This is a genomic window from Psychrobacter immobilis, assembly GCF_904846225.1.
Lineage (GTDB): Bacteria > Pseudomonadota > Gammaproteobacteria > Pseudomonadales > Moraxellaceae > Psychrobacter > Psychrobacter immobilis_F.
This window is the reverse complement of sequence record NZ_CAJGZJ010000002.1, coordinates 253,901-271,848: the sequence shown is the minus strand read 5'-3', so window position 1 is coordinate 271,848 and position 17,948 is coordinate 253,901. Positions and strand designations below refer to the sequence as shown.

19 protein-coding genes are annotated in these 17,948 nt (G+C 43.0%); 11 read left to right on the top strand and 8 right to left on the bottom strand.

Annotated features, from left to right (window positions below):
- Positions 1-115: 115 nt before the first annotated feature.
- A complete protein-coding gene (gene dapF, locus JMX48_RS02790; RefSeq protein WP_201534018.1) occupies positions 116-1,006 on the top strand; it encodes a diaminopimelate epimerase in 891 nt (296 codons plus the stop codon).
- An 83-nt stretch (positions 1,007-1,089) separates the two neighbouring features.
- Complete coding sequence (locus tag JMX48_RS02785; RefSeq protein ID WP_201534015.1) at positions 1,090-2,106, top strand: tyrosine recombinase XerC; 1,017 nt, start codon at positions 1,090-1,092, stop codon at positions 2,104-2,106.
- 187 nt (positions 2,107-2,293) lie between these two features.
- Here JMX48_RS02785 and JMX48_RS02780 read toward each other — a convergent pair whose 3' ends face one another.
- Positions 2,294-3,190: a nitrilase-related carbon-nitrogen hydrolase gene (locus tag JMX48_RS02780; protein ID WP_201534012.1), complete on the bottom strand. Its 897-nt coding sequence runs from the start codon at positions 3,188-3,190 to the stop codon at positions 2,294-2,296.
- A 334-nt stretch (positions 3,191-3,524) separates the two neighbouring features.
- Here JMX48_RS02780 and rpoN point away from each other — a divergent pair, with 334 nt between their 5' ends.
- Complete coding sequence (rpoN, locus tag JMX48_RS02775; RefSeq protein ID WP_201534009.1) at positions 3,525-5,201, top strand: RNA polymerase factor sigma-54; 1,677 nt, start codon at positions 3,525-3,527, stop codon at positions 5,199-5,201.
- 363 nt (positions 5,202-5,564) lie between these two features.
- Positions 5,565-5,942, top strand: a complete 378-nt coding sequence (gene hpf, locus JMX48_RS02770) for a ribosome hibernation-promoting factor, HPF/YfiA family (protein ID WP_201534006.1) — start codon at positions 5,565-5,567, stop codon at positions 5,940-5,942.
- A gap of 420 nt (positions 5,943-6,362) precedes the next feature.
- On the opposite strand, the gene thiS is transcribed toward hpf, so the two are convergent.
- From thiS to JMX48_RS02750, 4 genes are all read right to left on the bottom strand, one after another.
- Positions 6,363-6,563, bottom strand: a complete 201-nt coding sequence (gene thiS / locus JMX48_RS02765) for a sulfur carrier protein ThiS (protein WP_201534003.1) — start codon at positions 6,561-6,563, stop codon at positions 6,363-6,365.
- Positions 6,564-6,732: 169 nt separating this feature from the next.
- On the bottom strand, positions 6,733-7,107 hold the full coding sequence (locus JMX48_RS02760) for a DUF423 domain-containing protein (protein WP_201534000.1): 375 nt from the start codon (positions 7,105-7,107) through the stop codon (positions 6,733-6,735).
- Between the two features lie 218 nt (positions 7,108-7,325).
- Entirely contained in the window at positions 7,326-8,189 is an 864-nt protein-coding gene (gene rpoH, locus JMX48_RS02755; protein ID WP_201534148.1) for an RNA polymerase sigma factor RpoH, read from the bottom strand.
- A gap of 241 nt (positions 8,190-8,430) precedes the next feature.
- Positions 8,431-8,889 (bottom strand): sulfurtransferase TusA family protein, encoded by a 459-nt coding sequence (locus JMX48_RS02750; protein ID WP_201533997.1) that lies wholly within the window; start codon positions 8,887-8,889, stop codon positions 8,431-8,433.
- A 587-nt stretch (positions 8,890-9,476) separates the two neighbouring features.
- On the opposite strand from JMX48_RS02750, the gene JMX48_RS02745 reads away from it, so the two are divergent.
- Positions 9,477-11,201 carry a M48 family metallopeptidase gene (locus JMX48_RS02745; protein ID WP_227687862.1) on the top strand — a complete coding sequence of 575 codons (1,725 nt, stop codon included), beginning with the start codon at positions 9,477-9,479 and terminating at the stop codon, positions 11,199-11,201.
- A 150-nt stretch (positions 11,202-11,351) separates the two neighbouring features.
- Here JMX48_RS02745 and JMX48_RS02740 read toward each other — a convergent pair whose 3' ends face one another.
- Together JMX48_RS02740 and rpsU are read right to left on the bottom strand one after the other, a co-directional pair.
- Positions 11,352-11,801, bottom strand: coding sequence for a GatB/YqeY domain-containing protein (locus JMX48_RS02740; RefSeq protein WP_201533995.1), 450 nt, complete (start codon positions 11,799-11,801; stop codon positions 11,352-11,354).
- A 211-nt stretch (positions 11,802-12,012) separates the two neighbouring features.
- On the bottom strand, positions 12,013-12,228 hold the full coding sequence (gene rpsU, locus JMX48_RS02735; protein WP_010195908.1) for a 30S ribosomal protein S21: 216 nt from the start codon (positions 12,226-12,228) through the stop codon (positions 12,013-12,015).
- Positions 12,229-12,674: 446 nt separating this feature from the next.
- On the opposite strand from rpsU, the gene JMX48_RS02730 reads away from it, so the two are divergent.
- From JMX48_RS02730 to JMX48_RS02705, 6 genes are all read left to right on the top strand, one after another.
- Positions 12,675-13,076: a hypothetical protein gene (locus tag JMX48_RS02730; protein ID WP_227687861.1), complete on the top strand. Its 402-nt coding sequence runs from the start codon at positions 12,675-12,677 to the stop codon at positions 13,074-13,076.
- A gap of 146 nt (positions 13,077-13,222) precedes the next feature.
- Positions 13,223-13,720, top strand: coding sequence for a c-type cytochrome (locus JMX48_RS02725; RefSeq protein ID WP_201533993.1), 498 nt, complete (start codon positions 13,223-13,225; stop codon positions 13,718-13,720).
- Between the two features lie 200 nt (positions 13,721-13,920).
- Positions 13,921-14,970, top strand: a complete 1,050-nt coding sequence (gene tsaD, locus JMX48_RS02720) for a tRNA (adenosine(37)-N6)-threonylcarbamoyltransferase complex transferase subunit TsaD (protein WP_201533992.1) — start codon at positions 13,921-13,923, stop codon at positions 14,968-14,970.
- Between the two features lie 79 nt (positions 14,971-15,049).
- Positions 15,050-15,421: a fluoride efflux transporter CrcB gene (crcB, locus tag JMX48_RS02715; RefSeq protein WP_201533990.1), complete on the top strand. Its 372-nt coding sequence runs from the start codon at positions 15,050-15,052 to the stop codon at positions 15,419-15,421.
- A 189-nt stretch (positions 15,422-15,610) separates the two neighbouring features.
- Positions 15,611-16,219 carry a hypothetical protein gene (locus JMX48_RS02710; RefSeq protein ID WP_201533988.1) on the top strand — a complete coding sequence of 203 codons (609 nt, stop codon included), beginning with the start codon at positions 15,611-15,613 and terminating at the stop codon, positions 16,217-16,219.
- Between the two features lie 128 nt (positions 16,220-16,347).
- Positions 16,348-16,785, top strand: a complete 438-nt coding sequence (locus JMX48_RS02705; protein WP_201533986.1) for a hypothetical protein — start codon at positions 16,348-16,350, stop codon at positions 16,783-16,785.
- Positions 16,786-16,995: 210 nt separating this feature from the next.
- Here the strand turns inward: JMX48_RS02705 and JMX48_RS02700 are convergent, their stop codons facing one another.
- Positions 16,996-17,886 (bottom strand): LysR family transcriptional regulator, encoded by an 891-nt coding sequence (locus JMX48_RS02700; protein ID WP_201533983.1) that lies wholly within the window; start codon positions 17,884-17,886, stop codon positions 16,996-16,998.
- Between the last annotated feature and the right edge of the window lie 62 nt (positions 17,887-17,948).

Genomic DNA, 17,948 nt, shown 5'->3' with positions numbered 1-17,948 from the left:
TGAGCATATGTCGAATATAAATATAACGGGATATTTGATAGTAGTGATAGTTATGATTGTATCTGGCAGCGTGCTAATATAACGCATACATAAAAATAGGATAGGACTCAAGGATATGCTCATAGAATTTACAAAAATGCATGGTCTGGGCAATGATTTTATGGTCATCGATTTGGTGACTCAACGCTTAGATTTGACCAAGGATTTGGTACAATTATTGGGAGATCGTCATTTAGGCATTGGTTTTGATCAATTGCTCGTGGTCGAACCGCCTATGCGCCCTGACGTTGATTTTAGTTATCGTATTTTTAATACAGATGGCACAGAAGTCGAGCAATGTGGCAATGGCGCGCGTTGTTTTGCCCGTTTTGTGCAAGCGCGTAAACTGTCATTTAAGCAGCGTCTGCGTGTTGAGACGGCGAGTGGTATTATTTCATTGACCACGGATCGTTATGGTTGGGTAGAAGTCGATATGGGCAAACCCAAATTTGAGCCAAGCGAGATTCCCTTTACGCCAAGAGCCACGACTAAAATTCAAAACGCCTATCATTTGGATGTTAATGGGACGCCTGTGCAATTATATGTGGCCAATATGGGCAATCCACACGCTGTTATTAAAGTCGATGATGTACTTGATGCCGACGTTGAAACCTTGGGCAAAGCCATCGAAGCGCATCCTGCGTTTCCAGATCGTGTCAATGTCGGTTTTATGCAAGTAATGAACCAGCGTCATATTCGGCTGCGTGTTTATGAGCGCGGTGTTGGTGAGACCCAAGCTTGTGGTACAGGCGCTTGCGCCGCCGTTGCTATCGGCATACGTGAGGGCTGGCTCGATGAAGGTGAAGATGTACGCGCGCAGCTTTATGGCGGTAGCATGATTATTAAATGGCAGCCGGGATATTCGGTCATGATGACCGGTCCTACAGCTTTTGTCTATGAGGGCGTGTTTAGTCCAGATGGGCTGATGGCGCAAGCAGGCATCAAGCCCCATCCAGAAAGCCAATAAAATTTATACCAGTAGCGCATTTAAGTCTGTATAACCGTTTTATTTTCAGCTGACTATAGGCCAATAATAAGGTTGTGTCTCATATGGTGATGTCTCATAAAAACGATCAGCCTACCAAGTCAGAGCGATGGCTATCAGCCGAACTGTCAGCCACGGTAGAATTGGATACAGCGCTACGAGAACTATTATCGCCTGTCCATCGCTGGCTCAATACATTGTCAGTGCGCAATCATTCGCAACACACGCTGAAGGCTTATTTTGCTGGACTCAACCAATTGGCGCTGTTTTTGCGTGGTAAGCGTTTAACGTGGACGCGCTGTGATAAACGTCAGCTGGCACAACATATCAGCCATCGGCTAGACGAAGATAAGTTGGTGCTGGCGAGTGTTCAGCAAGAGCTATCGGCTATCCGCCATTTTTATGGATGGTTGATAGAAGAAAATTTGGCACGCATCAATCCAACGACTGGCTACCAGCTCAAACGTAGCCCTAGACCATTACCGTCTATCGCTGATGTGGATTTATTGACGCAACTGCTTGACCAAGAGATGCCCGACACCCCAGAACAAGCCCGATTATGGTTGCGTGATAAAGCGATGTTTGAGCTACTCTATAGCAGTGGTTTGCGTGTCGGCGAGCTAGTCGCACTGGATATGGCGGATGTGGATTTGTCCGATTTGCGTGTGCGTGTCACGGGTAAAGGCAATAAAACGCGCTTAGTACCACTCGGAGCGAAGGCGGCAGAGGCGATAATGCGCTATCTACCACATCGTGATTTATGGGTGGAGCAGCGAGACAGGGCATTGTTTATCAGCGAAAAATTGGGCACACGACTGTCAACGCGTGCGGTGCAACAACGTTTAAAGGTCGCTGCTATCCGTGCAGGTATCGCTCAAAATATGTATCCGCATCTATTACGGCATTGCTTTGCATCACACATGCTGTCGGGCAGTGGCGACTTACGTGCCGTCCAAGAGATGCTGGGACATAGTGATATCAGCACTACCCAAATTTATACCCATGTGGATTTTGCTAAATTGACACAAGTCTATGACCGCGCTCATCCGCGTGCGACTCATGCTCAAAATAGCAAGGATTAAACGTAGTTTTCAAATCCCCAATCGATGTTAGAGTCAGTCCAATCTATAGTGAGTTCGAAATAAAATCGATACGTTAGTAGCTACGTGCTACTGGGATAAATTTTTCTGGTGTGCTGTTCGCAAGCGTGACAGAGGCTGCAAAAAATTTACCCCAGCAGCACTGTATCGGATTTGAGGTGAATTGACTTTATGCCAAACGATGACAGTCAAAGATAGGCAGTTTTTGTCGGCCTTGTACTTGTGCTTGCTTATCTAATGACGCCATTACAATGGCGTAATTCTTATCTTCTTTATCATTAGCTTGATTTAGCTCGCTATGATCGTAACGGTTTATGATGGTTCCATCATAGGCAGTAATCGCTGTGTGTCCCCATGTCTGACGAATATTACCGTTTTTATAAACATGGTCACCGCCTTGTGCCGCGCCAATCACCATACACTGACTGTCCAAAGCACGCGCGCGCAGTAATAGCGACCAGTGGGCTTGACCAGTTAAATAAGTAAAGGCTGAAGGCGCGCTCAATAGATCGGCACCTGCTTGACGCAGCCGCTGGGCCAATGCTGGAAAACGCAAATCAAAGCACACCATCATACCCAATTGATAAACCGCATCATTTACCGCAATCGGTGCGATGACAGTTTGTTTACCCGGCTCAAACGTTGCCGCTTCGTTATAGCTACCTTGTTTATCCGCGACTGTTGCTGTGAATAGATGAATCTTGTCATAGCGTGCCACCTGCGTACCGTCAGGCGCAAATAACTGGCTGACTTGTCGCAATCTGCCGTCAGGCACGATCACGCCATCAGGACGATAGGCGCAGGGCAATGAGCCTACCAGCACGTAAACATTATAAGTATTTGCATAATTTGCCAGCGTCGCTGATAGCGCATCAAACTGCTCGGCGGTGGCAAACTGCTCCCCCATGCTACAACAGTTTTCAGGTAAGATAACCAGCTCAGCGCCTTGAGCGCACGCATCGATAATAGCGGCTTGTATATCGGTTAGGTTTTTTTCTATGTCTTGCTGGCTATTCATCTGAATGGCAGCAATAGTAAATGGCGAGTTATTTATGCTTGTATTCATAGCCTGACTCTCAGTTTTTAATAATTATAAAAGTGTTTTATCGTCGATCACTATAAAACAACGACAATGCTACTGGGATAAATTTTGCGTCGCCTCTGTCTGCGAAGGCACAGCAAGCAAGGAAAGTTTATCCCAGTAGCGCGTGATAATATTTGACCTTATTTTATTTAGGGCTGACTATATCGCAGCGTTATCGAACGCTTAGGCGTATAAGGTATAAATTATCATAGCAAAATTGTGCTAAAAAATGCTATCGTCATGGCGTGATATCACTAAATCACAACCTTAACCCATATATATCATATCACCACGATCGGAGTGTAATAAGCCGCCCATGAGTATGTCGTTCGGATTGGCGACCACGCTAAGCAACTCGCAAAAGCTCACACCGCAAATGCAGCAAGCGATTAAACTGTTGCAACTTTCTAGTCTTGAGCTGGCGCAAGAGGTTCAGATGAAGTTGGATAGTAACCCGTTGCTTGAACGTATCGAAGACGATGAAGACGAATACGAGCGCACTCAGGATACGATGACAGACGATTTTGGCGCGCCACTAACCCTCGATACTTGGAATCAAAGCACCAACACCGATTCTTTTAATAAAGAATCTGGCAACAATGAGTCGATCTCCGATTATGACTCTGAATATAGTGATGACTTTAGTGATAGCTTGGACAAATTACAGCAAGGCAGTATTGATGATGGGGCGATGGACAGCGATGACTATAGCCAGTTTGATAACGATAACGTTGACCACAGTCGTTTGGATAGCAGTAACAATGCATCGGCGACTAAAAGTTCAGGTAACAGTAAGGGCGACGAAGATTTTGATAGCTATCAAGGCGGTACTTCTGCCACGATTCAAGACCATGTACGCTGGCAGCTGAACTTTAAGCGTCTTTCGGAGGCGGACACATTAATCGCCACTTATCTGATGGACTCTATGGATGATATGGGGTTTATTCGGCTTGATATCGACGAGCTGTTGCAAAGCTTTGACACCATGGCGAGTTTTTATCAGTGGGACGAACGTGTCGAGCACGACGAAATAATGGCGGTGCTACGTATCATTCAATCTTGCGATCCATTGGGCGTTGGCGCGCGCCATCTCAATGAATGTCTAGCCATTCAGTTGTCCAAGTTAGATGCCAACACAGAATATCTAAGAGAAGCAAAAGCGTTGCTGTCCGCCAGTGAACATTTGGTAAGTAATAATATCAAAACACTCACTGAGCGCACAGGGCTTGCCGCTCATGACATCACACCTGCGCTCAATCTATTACGTACTCTCAATCCCTCACCCGGATTACTGTTTGAGAGCAGTCAGCCAGATTACACTCGGCCGACTCCCAGCTATGATATTCCTGATGTGCTCGTCACTCCTATCCGTCGCCGAGAGGGCAATGGCCACTCAGACATACAAGAGGATGGCTGGCATGTGCGTCTCAATCCTGACACATTGCCAAAGCTACGAGTCAATCAAGAATATGCCAACTTAGTTAAGCGTGGTGATGACAGTCCTGACAATCAATATCTGCGTGAAAACCTCACCGATGCGCGTTTGTTCATTCGCAGTATCGAAGAGCGCAATCAAAACCTACTAAAAGTAGCGACCAGCATTGTGCGCTATCAGCAAGAGTTTTTACAGTACGGTGCGACTGCCATGCAACCGCTTATCCTAAAAGTGATTGCAGAAGAAGTCGAATTGCACGAATCTACGGTCTCGCGTTTGACTACCAGCAAAACTATTTTGACGCCGCAAGGGTTATTTTCGCTAAAGCATTTCTTCTCATCACACGTGAGCAGCGCAGATGGCGATATCTCATCAACTGCTATCAGTGCCATGATTAAGCAGTTAATCGCTGATGAAGACTCTAAAAAACCGCTATCAGATAGCCGTATAAAAGACTTTTTATTAGCAGAAGGTATCGATATCGCCAGAAGAACGGTGGCCAAATATCGCGAAGCAATGAACATCGGCTCATCTACTCAGCGTAAGCAAAAATATTGACACTATAGCACTTATTGAAAAGTATTCATTGTACCTACAACGCTTAATATGCCTCTTTATAAATATAAAAAATAAAATTTTTTGATTATATAGAAACATTGAAGAAACAACCGTTTTTATTACATTTAATTACAATATACTGTCTTGCTACAATTCAATTTTCATGACAAATTAGAGTCATACCAACAACGACACCTTAGCGATTTATCTACATTAATTAAAGCAGCGACCATAAAGGGATAGGTCTATCTTGTATTAAAAAAGCTTAGGACGTTATTGGTAAGGCAGGGTGATATCGGCAAGAATGCTACCTCATCTGTTGATTGTAAGTAATAACGAAAGTAATAATAAAAGGACAATAATATGAATGTTTCTATCAGTGGTCACCATATCAGTGTTACCGAAGCTATGGACACAGCAGTTCGTGAAAAGCTTGTAAAAGTAGAGCGACATTTTGATCAGATACAAAGTATTCAAGTAATTTTGTCGTTAGACAACAGCGGCGCAAGCGATGGCGGTCAAAAGAGTCATAAAGCTGAAGCGATTTTGCGAGTCTCCGGTCAAGAAATGTTTGTCCAAGCGTGTGAAGATGATATGTACAAAGCCATTAACGAGATGGCAGACAAACTTGATAGACAAGTGCGTAAATATAAAACCCGTCAAGAGCGTAAAAAGACTGGGGCAGGACGTGATGCACGTTACGAAGATTTGGACACTGCCGATGTGGCGCCAGCTGTTTAATTTTATTGACGTTTAGTGAGTTAAGATTTAATAAGTATTGGCTAACAGAATAATAAACGCATAAGTAGTCATATTATTAAATTTTGATTGTGCTAAATGACAATAGATAAAAAGGAAAAAGACTTCAAACGTAATATACGTTGAAGTCTTTTTTATGGTTAGTTCAAAGTGTGAATAGTTATATATAGTCAAAAAACAATAAAAATCCGACATTACTGCTGGAATAGATTTTTCGAGACACCTGTATGCAACGGCACTGCAAGCGAGGAAAATTTATACCAGTCGTATCTGACTATCGATGTATCGACTTAATTTTTTATCACTATAAATAAGTGACAATATCACATGCTATATAGTGAATATAAATAAACCAAGGGAACTTAAAACTATTATTCATAGGTCTTAAGAGCAGTATTAAAGTCAGCCACCACCGACCGCTTGTACCACTTCGATATTCATGCCTTCAACGATCAGTAGCTGAGTCAGCTCACTTTTCGGAATAAGATCGCCATTCACTTCTACGGCATAACGACCTTGACTAAGCCCAAGCTCATTGAGGACCAATTGCACCGTCTGATGGGTAGTCTGTAAATTCTTACCATTAACGCTAATGGTACTCATAAATTATGCTCCTTCATTGTTTAACATTCCTTTTTTTCAATCGACATTCATTATTTATTATACTTATGCCAGTTTATTGCTTGGCTGACTAGATTTTTGGCTGACCTAACTATTTGAATACTAAAATTTTTGGGTGATTATATTTCTGAGTAACTATGTTTTTGAATGGCTAACTATTTGAATGACCTAAACGAAAAGCCGATACAGCAAGCCATAGCCAACCACCGATCATCAATATACCACCAATAGGCGTAATCGCGCCAAACCAGCGCGGTGCGCCGAGCGTCATCGCATACAAGCTACCAGCAAATATAATAACGCCAATTTGTAGTAGCCACGCCGTGGTTTGAGTGGTGTATTTGAACTGAATCAATATACCAACCAGCAGCAACCCAAGCGCATGGACGAACCAGTATAACGTTGCTGTGTGCCACCATTCGAGCTGTTGGGCGTTGGCTATGTTTTTTAGACCGTGAGCGCCAAATGCACCTAGAGCAACGGCGACAGCCATATTGATTGCCGCAATACCTATCCAATTTAACATGGTAAAACTCATCTTATAGTCGATACTGAACAAAATGGATACATGACGCTATACTACGTGACTGGGGCAAGTTTTCCTTGCTTGCTCTGCCTGCGCAGACAAAGGCGAAAAAAATGTATCCCAGTCACGTTGTCTCTTTTTTATAGTGACCCGAATATATTTAAAGGCTATTAATAGCAATAAATGACGGATGACTGAACGACAACTATCGTCATTGACTATTGAAGATCATCTGGCAAAATAACGCTATCGATGGTCATCGCATCACGGATTTTATCCATCGCGTTTTTCTCAATTTGGCGTACACGCTCTGCAGAGATTGAATAGACGGCGGCCAACTCATGCAACGTTGATTTTTGCTCAGAGAGCCAGCGCTGCTCAACGATATCACGTGAGCGATCATCCAACGTACCCATCGCAGCTAGTAGAGCCGATGAGTTGTTCTCTTCCCAATCCGCTTCTTCTAGCTGCTCAGCTGGATCAATACCGTCTTCTAAAAATAATTGCGGCGCATAACGACCATCGTCATCATCGCTAGATTGTGCTTCAAACGACGCATCATAAGAGGTGAGACGTGATTCCATTTCTAGCACTTGTTTGCGAGTGACATTTAAATCTTTCGCAATTGCATCCGCTTCTTCTAACGTCAGCTGGTTATTGGTCTTTTTTAGACTGCGTAGATTAAAGAATAATTTACGATGGGCCTTGGTCGTCGCAACTTTGACAATACGCCAGTTACGGATCACGAACTCATGAATTTCAGCTTTAATCCAGTGGACAGCAAAGGACACCAAACGTACGCCTTTATTTGGATCAAAACGTTTCACCGCCTTCATTAGACCCAAGTTACCTTCTTGGATTAAATCTGCCTGCGGTAAACCATAGCCCGAATAACTGCGGGCAATGTGAATCACAAAGCGTAAATGCGACATCACAAGCAGACGCGCCGCTTCCACATCGCCTTCGTCATAATAGCGATGGGCCAGCTCTTGCTCTTGTATCGGCGTCAAGATTGGAATCTGATGTACCGTATTAATATAGGCACCCAAATTGACACCAGGTGCGGATAAATGCGTTGGCATTGCTGGTACCAAATCGCGGGTACTGGTATCACCAAGTGCATTGGCATCATAAGGTGGGCGCTGTGCGGCAGCTTTCAACGCTGCATCACGTGCTTCATTTTTTATAGGAGCTGCGTTGTCTTTTTTGCTCGTTTTCGCAACATCAGTAGAAGTAGTAGCCATATTCTTGACCTTGGTTAAATAATGACGCAAATAGTCAGATAAAAATCTTTATAGTTCTAATTGTAAAGGATAGCAGCGCTTAGTTGCTATCAGTTTTGGTAATGATGAAGTGATATATTGTATCGAAATGCTGAGATGATCTGTCATCAGTTAGCGGTTGGCTAGTGACATTATTAACGGTTAATAATAATTTATTTGCCGTATCTGCCTGCTGATTTTGTCGACAAAAAGCCGTAATATCTGCTTGCGAGTTGCTGTCGGTGGCAACCACATATAACGACTCACCATCGGCAACATCACGTAGCGCAACTTTGGTTTTTAATAGTGGCATCGGACAAGCAAGCCCGCGACCATCAACGAAACGCTTGATATTAACGGTAGGTTGTTCGATATTTGCATGATTATTTGAATCATCATTACTCACTATCAACAACGATAATAAATGGTTAATTTTTTGCTGCTCAGCGCCAGATAAGGTTGCTGATACGCTTATAGATTGAGGCGGGCATACGATGGTTGACTGACGATCAGCAGACATAAAATACCCCTTATAAATATCAGTATTATGGTTTGTGCGCTTATTCTCAATGACCAATAGTGAGTTTTAAACAGTTGTTATATTAAGTGTCTATTATTTACTATAGTTGATCCACTATAAAACAAACAAAGTGCTACTGGTATAAATGTTGCGCTGCCTCTGTCTGCGCAGGCACAGCAAGCAAGCAAGGGAAATTTATACCAGTAGCGCGTGATAATATTTGTATCTCTTTTATCTAGGACTGACTATAGCTAATATTTAATAGCGATTCATTAATAATGACTCGATTCTATTGTCGTAGCCTGTCATTATAACAAATAGATAGTGTGCAATTGCAGTTGAATATAATCAACGTCACGTTCGGTTCATTAGAATCACACAATCATGTTTCACAATAGTGACGGGCGGCTTAGTTATTGGTAGTCACATACATACTAGAATTGACGATGTCTAAACAAGCTCGTATAGTCGAGAAGACATTGTTATTATTCACACTGCTATGTCATTATCCACACTGTCATTACTCACTTAATTACTCACATTGTCGTTATTCATCTGGTTACTACTCACTTGCATAGGATACGCATTTGTCCCATTCTAATAGACAGTCGATGCTTGGTAGAGCGCTTATGAACCAGTTCAATATAGACGTGACAGCCAAAGACTCATTAAGGATGATATCGCCCTCATATAAGCGCGAAAAAACCGTGCTTTCTGTACCCGTGTCAGCAGTCGTATCGGGCGCTATTAGATTGGGGATATCATCGGTTTTGCTCGCGGCAGCAACAACGGCTTATAGTGATGAAAGTAATAACGATGTCAGTAGCCAAGCGACGCCATTCGCCTATGGCTCATGGCAAACTCCTGACCCAAAAGAGCTGAATTTAACCAGCTTGCGCGGGCAGGGTTTAAGCTTTGATGAGCAATACCAAAACAAATTGCTTGGCGAATGGTCGCTACAAAAAGCCAATGGTCAGATCAAGATGGAGCATGACCCTTGGATCAATGAAACGGTCAAGGACATGACGTGGCGTTTGAATGCGCAAGCACGGCAACAAGCGCTACTCGGTTTGGTTATTATTGATAGCCCAAGTATCAATGCTTTCGCCGCACCAGGTGGCGTCATTGGTCTCAACACAGGCACGATTCTGGCTGCCAGCAGCATGGATGAGGTTGCTAGTGTAGTGGCGCATGAAGTCGCTCACCTTAGCCAGCATCATTATGAGAATGGCGCTGATGAACGCAAAAAAGCTTTGCTGATGCAGATAGGCGGTATGCTGGCTGCGATTGCCGCATCATCTGTCGATGGCGATGCAGCGGCGGCGGTAATGATGGGCAGTCAAACCGCGACGATGAATAGTAGTATGGCTTTTAGTCGTAGCAATGAGCGTGAGGCCGATCGAGTAGGAATGCAAATCATGACCCAAGCTGGCTATGATCCAAGAGCCATGCCTCGGTTTTTTGCCACGATGAATCAGCAAAGCCAACTCAATCAAGTTCAAAACCGATTTTTACCGAGTTTTGTACGATCGCATCCATTAAGTAATGAGCGTTTGAGTGAAGCACAGAGCCGCGCTCAGCGTTACCCATCCTTATCATTAAAGCAGCAGCAACGCTATCAGACGCTATTTGATTTGCTCTACTGGCGTGTAAAAAGTATAGGCAAGCATGCCTCTGAGACCGAATTAAAAACCGCTGCGAAGAATAGTGTCGGCGCTAAATTGGCCTTGATGCATTGGTACGGAGAGCAGCAACGTTTTAAGGATGCCAATGAGCTACTGGCTGAAATAAACGCGTTGCCAGCGGTGCAGCGTCAAGAGTTAGAGCCGCTGCTGTCGATTACCCATAGCCAAATTTTAAGCGAACAAAACCAGTGGGCACAGGCCGCTGATATTTTAGAGAGTCAGCAACGCCTTTATCCTGAGCGTCGTGACTTGCGTCTCTATTTGGCCGAAGCATTTACCAATAGTAATCAGCCCACAAAAGCACAAGCTTTACTCAAACCATTAACTGAGTGGCAACCAAGTGATCGTTATGCTTGGCAAAATCTGCAATTGGCCAATGAAAAGCTCGCAAAAACCACGACATCGCCAGAGTTGGCCACTATTGCGACCATCAATGCATTGCGTTATCGCAGCCATGATCAATTATGGAGTAATCGCTATGAGAGTGCGCTCGTATCCCTCACGCAAGCCAAGCAGATAACAGAAAAATTGCAAAATACCGCACAAGCCAATAGCGCCCGCCCACTCTTAGCCAATATTAATGCAGAAATCAAAGCCGTAAAAACCGCCAAAGACTTTGAGCCTTAGGCGGTTATTTTTACGGTCGGTGGTTATTTTTATCATTGTTTTTAAATTAAAGATTTAGCTATTTTTAGTCCATTTAATCGCTTTTGTTCAGATTGAGGACACGCCTTAGTATTCGTGACTAAAATAAAGCTCGTCACTCAATAATTGGTGTTAACCTTGAAGCGCCTCTTTAACCAACTTAGAGATTAGTGCAGGGTCAGCACGGCCAGCTGTTTTATTTTTTAGCACACCCATCACGCTACCCATATCACGCATCGATGTTGCACCTTGCTCAGCGATTTCAGCATTGACTAAGGCACTAATCTCAGCATCGTCCATTTGTTTTGGCATAAACCCATTAATAATATCAATCTCAAACTGCTCTTTGGCCGCTAAGTCATCACGGTTGTTTTCTGTAAAAATAGTCAGTGATTCGTAGCGCTGCTTTAGCTGCTTTTGTAGCACTTCTAATACTTGTGCATCATCAAGTTCTACTTGACGATCAATCTCAATTTGCTGGACGACCGATTGTACGTTGCGCAGCACCTTAACACGCTCAAGCTCACGCGCTTTCATAGAGATTTTGATACTGTCTAATAATGTCTGTTTAAGTGGGCTCATTGTTATTATCCTTTTACGTTAAATGTCAGTTGTTAAATGCTATTTGTTGAATGCGGTTCGCTAAATTCTTAAACAAAACCTGCTGATGAATCTTTTAATAAAAATTATGTTAGCAATAATAACAAAAATTGTAGCATAAAAAACGCCACTGATATCGATGGATAACAGTGGCGTTAATGTAGCGCTTGTACTTAGCTAATCGTATTATCGATTAGTACATACGAGTGGTACGAATAGTTTCGCGTTGTAATTTTTTCTTATAACGCTTTACTGCAGCTGCTTTTTTACGCTTACGTACTTGCGTTGGTTTTTCATAAAACTCACGCTTACGTACGTCTGATAATACACCAGCTTTTTCACAAGCGCGTTTAAAACGACGGATAGCGATATCAACTGGTTCGTTTTCTTTAACCTTAACTGCAGGCATGAAGACTCCTCGATTAGGATGAGATATAAGGGCATTAGTTTGGCTGTGTATTAGTATTTAGCCGTGATATCTCAAGATCACAGGCATCAGCTCAAACTAGGATAATCTTGCGCATGAGCACAAGGGCAAGTATTTTAATAAAAAATACCAACAAAGTCAATGGTTTTAGTAGGTTAATGCCTATTTATCATCAAGTTGCATGGGAAAATAAACAATCATGATGCAGCACAATAATAACGTTGATAATCACCTGTTGAGGATATCAAATTGCTAGCTTAGTACTCGCAAGCACGGTAACAGTAAAGAAATTGACTCATATCGTCCTATACCGTCGTCATAAAAACCCTTACTGTCTATAACGGTTTGGCTTGAGTTTATGCTATGATAATTTTTATAAAGTACTTAGCGTATTAACCGTTTTATGAGCATTTTTTGAGGGTATTGGAATGAAAAAAACAGTATTAAATACGGTATTAAGCACCGTATTTATCGTCACTCTTGGTTTTGGCATGAGTGCTTGTAGCGGTGAAAAAGAAGGCGAGCAAGGGTCACATGAAGTATTGGCAGTAGACCGTGTGGATGAGGCCGCTGCACTTGCCCGCAAAAACGCACCTGCCGCTGAAGAGATGGACTTTCCAAAAACGGCTCCGATGCCAGTCGCTGCAGCGGATGGGGCGGCAGTAGATGGCACGGTGACGACCGAAGCAGGAGCGACTGATGTAGCCACAACAACTGACGTAGGAGCGGCCGACGCCACTATGGCAGAAGCAACGGCTACTGACGGCAGTCCGGATGCTGATGTGGCTGGCGCTGCTGATAGCTCAGCGACGGCAACTGCACCTCAATAAGCGTTTTATTAGTTAGATAACGCTTTCATTGATATCGGTTAAAGCTTATAAGTGGTAGATAACAGTAATCAGGTTTCGTGATGTCATGAGCAGTTACCACGTGAAATATTGAGTCACGTGAAATATTGAGTAAAGGTGTGATCGTAATGAATAAACAACAGCGTATGAATAAACTCACCTTATCGGCTATTAGTATGAGTGCACTACTGGCCTTAAGTGCTTGTAGTAGCGATAATAAAGCCGTTGAAGAGTCTGCTGCGGTCAATGATGCCGCCGACACAAGCGTAGCGACAGTAGCGGAGACTGAGGCGACTGAACCTATGAGCGAGCCAGAATCGACCGAGGCACCTGTTGTTAAAGAAGCGGTAGGGGAAGAAGCAACCGCTGAGCCTGAAGTATTGGCTGCGGATGCCGGAGCCAAGCTTTATGAGTCAAACTGTAAGGTGTGTCATGCAGCAGGTTTGCTTAATGCGCCAAAATATGGAGATACTGCGGCTTGGTCTGCGCGTTTGACCAAAGACAAAGAGACGCTGTATATGCATTCTGCCAAAGGCTTTAATAAAATGCCAGCGCAAGCAGTAGACGGTGTCACCGAAGCGCAAGTTAAAGCCGCTGTTGATTATATGCTAGCGTCAGTAAACTGATACTGGCTATTGAAATTTGTTAAACTAACCGTCATTGTGACTGACAATGACGGTTTTTTTATGTACGTTTTTAGGGCATGTCATCAATTAGTACACTTAATCATTTTAAGCCTCACAATCTAAATGATGACACTCCTTAATAGTGTAAAATTAAAAATGTCACAAAAGACGATATAAAGCAAAAGTATAAAGGCAACAGTATGAAGGTATTGGGTTTAGAGACATCTTGTGATGAGACAGGACTTGCAATTTTTGACAGTGAGCAAATAGACAGCGACAATCAAGGCTTGCTCGGACAAGTATTGTATTCACAAGTAGAGCTACATGCACTTTATGGCGGCGTGGTGCCTGAGCTTGCCAGCCGCGATCATATTCGTAAACTGGTGCCTTTATTTAATGAGCTGCTAGAGCAATGTGATATCAGCAAAGATGAGATTGATGCTATCGCTTATACCAAAGGCCCAGGGCTTATTGGTGCTTTGATGACGGGCGCCTTATTTGGCCGCAGCTTGGCTTATGGTTTAGATATTCCAGCGATTGGTATTCATCATATGGAAGGGCATTTGCTTGCGCCGCTGATGGGTGCCAATCCGCCAGCGTTTCCTTTTGTCTCGTTATTGGTATCTGGCGGCCATACTTTGCTGATAGCTGCACAGGGCGTTGGGCAGTATGAAATACTGGGCGAATCCATAGATGATGCAGCAGGCGAGTGCTTTGACAAAGCCGCCAAGATGCTAAGCTTGCCATATCCGGGCGGTCCTAATATTGCTAAATTGGCTGAAACTGGCAATCCAAATGCTTACTCATTACCAAGACCCATGTTACACCGAGGTTTGGACTTTTCTTTTAGTGGCATGAAAACAGCCGTACATAACTTGATTAAAGACACTGAAGGATCAGGCAATGGCTCTGAAAGTGATCCACAAGTTCGCGCCGATATCGCGGCCAGTTTTCAGCATGCCGTCGTCGATACACTGGTGAAAAAATGCGTAAAAGCACTGAAGCAAGTCGATATGAGCCGATTAGTGATTGCGGGCGGTGTTAGTGCCAACACTCATTTGCGTGAAACACTAGAGGCAGAACTGGCCAAAATAAACGCGACTGTCCATTATGCGCCGCCTGCTTTATGTACTGATAATGGCGCAATGATTGCGTATGCAGGTTACGAGCGTTTGCAAGCTGGTCAGTCTGATGATTTGGCGGTCAGCTGCGTGCCACGTTGGCCGATGACAGAGCTGCCTGCGGTGTAATGATATTATCAATATCAATTAAAAACACCACTTTGAACGCAGTAATCATTGGTAGCATTTATTAAAAAAGGATAACTTCATGCAATGGCTCGCCGTCGGTTTAGGAGCAGCAATTGGCGCATGCTTGCGTGCATGGCTTGGACGTTTCAATCCGCAGCACAGCTGGATTCCTTTGGGAACGCTGGGTGCCAATATTTTAGGCGGGCTATTGATAGGCATTGCGCTGATATGGTTTGAGCGTGTAGGTAGCGACCTATCGCCCAATGTCAGGCTATTCGTTGTGACTGGATTTTTAGGCGGACTGACTACTTTTAGTACCTTTAGCGCTGAGACCTTTGCTTTAATAAATGACGGTCGCCTGTTGTCAGGGTTGATTTTAGTGGGTCTGCATGTGGGACTGACTTTGCTGGCAACGGCGCTGGGGTTTTGTTTATTTAAAATGATTTTGTAAGCTTTGATAGATATTAATCGCTTAATGGTCTGATTTGAGTAGTTCCATTATATCAGTCTGTTTTAAGTGGTCTGTTAATAGGTTTGAAGGGTGAAATAGCTGGTTCCGCTGGGGTATATCCTAAAATACATATTCAACGCACCCTAAAGATACGGTTTCCTAATATACTGGCATTGCAGGTGAAAAATAATGAGCTATTTAAATGAAAAATGGAAACCAAACTTTGGAATTGTATATACATGGTTTGCAATGGATGAAAATGGTTTAATTGCTATGATGTTTAACAACTCGTGGGGAGATATACCAAAATCTATTCTAGGAATTAATGACGCTGAGTTATTATTAGATGACCTAAATAAATTTACTTATGAAGAGTCTGAGAAATTTTCTGAATATCCTGTTCGTAAGAATGGTAAAGCTACTTTAGATCTATATTCTAGTCTAATGTACAGAGACTACAAGTCTAAAAAAGAGGTTGAAAACTTCATTCAACACGGATTACGTGATGAAAATGAAATGTCTGATTGGACTGTTCCTTCCTTTAAAGGTTACTTTATTTATGAAGCAGTTGAAGGAAGTAATGAAGGAGAAGATTATCCTGTGGGATATGAAGGTCAGACTAAAATGGGAGATTATTTTCGTCATCTTATGCCAACAGTATATGGCTCTATTAATGACTTCCCAAAAGAGCTATGGTACGGTATTGCCGTTTCAGATACATTAGATTTTACTAAAGATAGAGTGCTTGACAATGACAAGATCAATAACTACTTTCCTAGAAATTATGAATACAGATAGACAATAATCCTTTGAATCTACTACAGCTTATTCATAGCCGAAGGTTCGATGCCTGTATAGCGCATCGATCACGTATTGGTAAATAGTTACGGATGTATTTTGATCCCAGACAAGGAGCTTAGAATAAAATGCTAGTGTTATCGGGCGAAGTTACTATTTATTTAAGTAGTCTAGGTACTAAAGAAGGTAATGAAAAGATTTTAGATGCCATGGTACTGCCAGGGCCAAGATTCTCTATGGAAACTATGGAGATTGAAGGAGTTGAGTATAGCTCCTATCAATTCTTAGAACATGGAGTTGAATTTAGTTTTACAGATAAAGTACTTGATGCCATTTTTATATTTATGGTAGCCAACTCACAATATAAAAAATACGCCTTAGTAGATAGGCTTTTTGATAATATTGAGCGCTTTTCAACTAGGTCAGAGGTAGTTAAAAGCCTAGGAATGCCTAGTGTTGAAAAAGATATGTTTATTAAATATTACTTAGATAAGAATAAGTACATACATTTCGAGTTTAGTAGTAAGGACGTACTGACTTTGATAACTTTAGGCTGTAGAGATTAAATATTAGGATAGATATTATTGAAAATTCTATTCTGTGTACATTGTCAGGTACACCAGTAATACCTTAATCACTCAAACCATTATTTTTACTGGCATATAGCCCAAGTTTCGAGTCCTCACTAGGGAACCGTCATTTACCATAACGTTCGTCATAACGTAAGAGAGCGGATGATATTTCTTAACTGGAGTAATTTAGTAAATAGTGAAATATTACATCGGCTTCACGATTCCTTCCAACAAGCTTGCAAACCCTTGCATATAAGCCGTATCTTGACTGGATGTGCGTGTGGCTGCATAAAGCTGACACCGCACGCCATTACCCAGCGGACGTGAGACTACCCAGCCTTTTTTCTCGTATTCAGCCACCACCCAATCAGGTAGCGCCGCCACGCCGCGCTCACTGGCGACTAGCTGAATAAGCATCGCCGTCAATTCCGTCGTACGAATACGCTCAAAGCTCACTTTCGAGGGCGTCATAAAGTTGGCAATAATATCAAGACGCTTGGCTTCAACTGGATAAGCAATCAACGTCTCCTCAGTCAAATCATTTGGTTTAATAAATTCTTGTGCCGCCAAATCATGCGTTGGTGACAGTACCAAACGGCTTTCGTATTCAAACAATGGCTGATAGCTGAGACCGTCTATCGGTAAGTCACTGGTGGTAATCAATAAATCAATATCACCTTCCATCAATAAATGATGCGGTTCAGGCTCAAAACCTGTGGCAAAATCCAGCTCCACATCCGACCACTCGCGGCGATAATGATTGAGTATCGGCATTAACCAGTCAAAACAGCTGTGACACTCAGAAGCTAGGCGTAATCTGCCTGCTTGACCATGTGCTAAGCGTTTAAGGTTGGATTTGGTGCGGGTGACTTGCGGCATGATGCTATCTGCTAATGCCAATACCGTCTTGCCCGCTGGCGTGAAAGTAAGCGGGCGTGTTCGGCGATTCACTAGGCTGATATCGTAGTAATTCTCCAGCTCTTTTAACTGATGCGAGACAGCAGATGCCGTGACATGCAGCTCATCAGCCGCTGCCGCTAATGAACCATGCGCTCGTAGTGCGGTTAAGGTATTGAGATGACGTAGCTCTAACATAATATAACCTGACCGCTAAGGTGAGAAAAATTCATTATAATCAGTATATCACTGATTTTCAC